At 71.2% G+C, this 3,775-nt stretch carries 4 protein-coding genes and 1 pseudogene; all 5 read left to right on the top strand.

Annotation, left to right across the window (positions count from 1 at the left end):
- Positions 1-414: pseudogene (locus ACT6QK_RS14840) on the top strand (potassium-transporting ATPase subunit B); the annotation flags it as partial.
- Between the two features lie 11 nt (positions 415-425).
- A complete protein-coding gene (locus ACT6QK_RS14845; RefSeq protein ID WP_444598594.1) occupies positions 426-581 on the top strand; it encodes a hypothetical protein in 156 nt (51 codons plus the stop codon).
- A 2-nt stretch (positions 582-583) separates the two neighbouring features.
- Positions 584-1,297, top strand: coding sequence for a TorF family putative porin (locus ACT6QK_RS14850; protein WP_444598595.1), 714 nt, complete (start codon positions 584-586; stop codon positions 1,295-1,297).
- A gap of 83 nt (positions 1,298-1,380) precedes the next feature.
- Positions 1,381-1,992 (top strand): potassium-transporting ATPase subunit KdpC, encoded by a 612-nt coding sequence (gene kdpC / locus ACT6QK_RS14855; protein WP_444598596.1) that lies wholly within the window; start codon positions 1,381-1,383, stop codon positions 1,990-1,992.
- Between the two features lies 1 nt (position 1,993).
- On the top strand, positions 1,994-3,775 hold a 1,782-nt coding region (locus ACT6QK_RS14860), incomplete at its 3' end, for a DUF4118 domain-containing protein (protein WP_444598597.1).

Below are 3,775 nucleotides of genomic sequence, written 5' to 3' on the forward strand. Positions count from 1 at the left end.
GGGAACATGGTCGATCTGGACTCTGACCCGACCAAGGTCATCGAGATCGTGGAGGTAGGAAAGCAACTGCTGATCACCCGGGGCGCGCTGACGACCTTCTCGATCGCCAACGATGTGGCCAAGTATTTCGCCATCATCCCCGCCATGTTCGTGGTCGCCCTGCCGTCGCTCGGCGCGCTGAACGTCATGGGCCTGCATAGCCCCGAGAGCGCCATCCTGTCGGCGGTGATCTTCAACGCCCTGGTCATCATCGCCCTGATTCCCCTTGCCCTGCGCGGGGTGAAGTATCGCGCCGTCGGGGCCGGCAAGCTGCTGGGTCGCAACCTGCTGATCTACGGCCTGGGCGGTCTGATCGCGCCCTTCGTCGGCATCAAGCTGATCGACCTGGTCGTCTCCGGCCTCGGTCTGGCGTGAGGGCGGCGGCCATGTCTCGCGGTTTCAGGGCGTCGGGCAAGAACGACGTCTGGTTCTCCCTCTTCTTCATCGCGGCCGTCATCCTGGTCGGCCTTCTGTCCACGGCCGACGAAACGGACGCCCCCGGCCGTCCCGGGCCGGTCCCCGCCGCCGTCCTCAAGGAATAGTCATGCATAACCCCATCCGCATCGCCGCCCTCGCTCTGGGTCTGGTCCTTTCGCCGGCCGCTCCGGTCCTCGCCCAGGACGCCGCCTCGTCGTCTTCGATCACGTGGTCCGCCAATGCGGCGGCGAGCTCCGACTACGTCTTTCGGGGCGTCAGCCAGACCGACGAAGACCCTGCCATCTCGGCCGGGATCGACCTGACCTCGGGCGATTTCTACGCCGGGGCCTGGGCCTCCAACGTCTCCTTCCCCGGCGACGACGACACCCAGGCCGAGATCGATCTCTACGGCGGCTGGCGCGCCGAGGTCGCGGGCTGGGCGCTGGACGTCGGCGGCGTCGCCTATCTCTACACCAACCAGCCCGGCGGAGCGGACTACGACTATGTCGAGGCCAAGGTCGCGGCGTCGCGCGCCATCGGCCCCGCGACGATCGGCGCCGCCGTCTTCTGGTCGCCCGACTTCTTCGGCGCGGCCGAGGATGAGGCGACCTATGTTGAGGCGAACGCCGCCTTCAGCCCCGCCGAGAAGTGGACGGTGTCGGGCGCCCTGGGACGCCAGTTCGTCTCCTCGGACTTCGACTACACGACCTGGAACCTCGGGGTCGCCTACGCCCTGACCGACAGCCTCGCGCTCGACGTCCGGTATCACGACACGGACGAGCACGACTTCGGCGACATCTACGGCAGCCGGGGCGTGGCCACCCTGAAGGCGGTGTTCTGATTGGAGCGCGGACCGCCAGGTCCGCCCTTCGCAACGTCATGCCCATGCGGACCTGGAGGTCCGCGCTCCCAAAGGATCATTCGATGCTGCAATCCCTTCGTCCGGCGGTCGTCATGCTCGCCCTGTTCACCCTGCTGCTGGGCCTGGCCTATCCGCTGGCGGTCACGGGCGTCGCCCAGATCGCCTTCCCGGATCAGGCCGGGGGCAGTCTGATCCGCGACGCCGGGGGCCGGGTCGTCGGCTCGGCCCTGATCGGTCAGCCGTTCGCCGAGGCCCGGTATCTTCACCCTCGTCCGTCCGCGGCCGGCGACGGCTATGACGCCTCGGCCTCGTCCGGGTCGAACCTGGGTCCGCTGAACCCCGACCTGGCCGAGCGGGTCAAGACCGAGGCCGACGCCCTGAGGGGCGAGGCCGGGGGCGCCGCCATTCCCGCCGACGCCGTGACGACCTCGGCCTCGGGTCTCGACCCCGATGTGTCTCCGGCCTACGCTCGACTCCAGGCCGCGCGCGTGGCCCGGGCGCGGGGCGTCCCCGTCCAGGAGGTTCAGGCCGTGATCGATGCGAACACCAGGGGCGCCCTGTTCGGCTTCATCGGCCAGCCCCGCGTCAATGTGCTGCTGACCAACCGGGCGCTCGACGCCAAGGTCCCGTCCAGACTCCTGTCCAGCGCCCCGTCCAGCGTGCCGGCGGCCTGACTTGCCCGAGCCTGTCGAAGACCCGACGCCCGATCCGCCCAGGGTCGGTTCGAAACGCCCCAGACGCGGGCGGCTGAAGGTCTTCCTCGGCATGTCGCCGGGCGTCGGCAAGACCTATGAGATGCTGCGCGCCGCCCGACGCCGAAAGGCCGAGGGCGGCGACGTCGTGGTGGGGGTGGTCGAGACCCACGGCCGGCGCGAGACCGAGAGCCTGCTGCGCGGGCTGGAGGTCATGGCCCGGGCCCCGATCGACTATCGCGACCGGACCCTGCTGGAGTTCGACCTCGACGGCGCCATCGCCCGGCGCCCGGACCTGCTGCTCGTCGATGAATACGCCCACTCCAACGTGCCCGGCTCGCGCCACCCCAAGCGCTGGCAGGATGTGGAGGAGATCCTGGACGCCGGGATCGATGTCTGGACCACCCTGAACGTCCAGCATCTGGAAAGCCTGTCCGACGTCGTCCTGCGCATCACGGGGGTGCGCCAGCGCGAGGCGGTGCCCGACAGCGCCCTGTCGCGGGCGGACGAGATCGAGGTCGTCGACATCACGCCCGACGAGCTGAGGAAGCGCCTCGCCGAGGGCAAGGTCGATGTGCCCGAGACGGCGCGGCTGGCGTCGGATCGCTTCTTCAAGGTGGAGAACCTCATCGCCCTGCGCGAGCTGGCCCTGCGGCGGGCGGCCCAGACGGTCGACGACCAGCTGGTGGCGACCCTGCGCGACCGGGGCGTGGAAGGGCCGTGGGCGGCGGGCGAGCGCATTCTGGTGCTGGTCGGCGGTGACGCCATGGCCGCCTCCCTGGTCCGCACCGGGCGGCGCCTGTCGGACATGATGATGGACGCGCCCTGGACCGTGGCCCATGTCGAGCGGCCGAACCGCGCCCCGTCGGGGCCGCAGGCGGCGGCCAAGCTGGGCGAGGCCTTCGTCATGGCCGAGCAACTGGGCGGACGCACCGTGGTGCTGACGGGCGACGACGTGGTCGCCGCCGTGATGGACTATGCGCGCCGCGCCAACGTCACCCAGATCGTCATCGGCAAGGGTGTAGACAGCCGGATCAACGAATGGCTGGGCCGGTCGCTGGCGGCGGAGCTGCTGCGCGCCGCGAGGGGCGTCGCCATCCATGTGGTCACCGACGCCCCGCACGACGAGCGGCCTGCGACCCGGCCGGCCCGCAGGCCTCTGACGGCCGACTGGCGCGGCTATGCCGTCGGCGCGGCCTTCATCCTCGTGGCGACCGGCCTCGCGGCGGTGCTGGACCGCAGCTTTGCGCGCGTCGATCTGGGGGTGGTCTATCTGTCGGCCGTGCTGGCGGCGGGCGTGCTCTATGGCCTTCGCCCCGCCCTGGCGGCGGCGACGGTGGCCTTCCTGACCTACAACTTCCTGTTTCTGGAGCCGCGCTACACCTTCCGGATCGGCTCGCCGACCGATGTCCTGACCCTCGTGGTCTTCTGGGCGGTGGCCCTGGCGACCGGGGGGCTGGCGGGGCGGGTGCGGGATCAGGCGCGCAATGCGGAGCGGCGCGCCTCGGCCGTCTCGGCCCTGCTCGCCGCCAGCCAGAGTCTCGCGGCCGCCGACGACCGTCCCGAGACCGCCCGGGTTCTGGCCGAACAGGCCGCCGCCGCCGTGGGGGGCAGGGCCGTGGTCCTTCTGCCCGACGGGGTGGACATCGCCGTCGCCGCCGCCGCCCCGACGGCCGAGACGCTGGATTCCTCGGCCATGGCCGCCGCCCGCTGGGCCTGGGAGCGGGGCGAGCCCGCCGGCCACGGCACGGGCACCCTGCCGCCG

This window comes from Brevundimonas sp., assembly GCF_052436175.1.
Taxonomy (GTDB): Bacteria; Pseudomonadota; Alphaproteobacteria; order Caulobacterales; family Caulobacteraceae; genus Brevundimonas.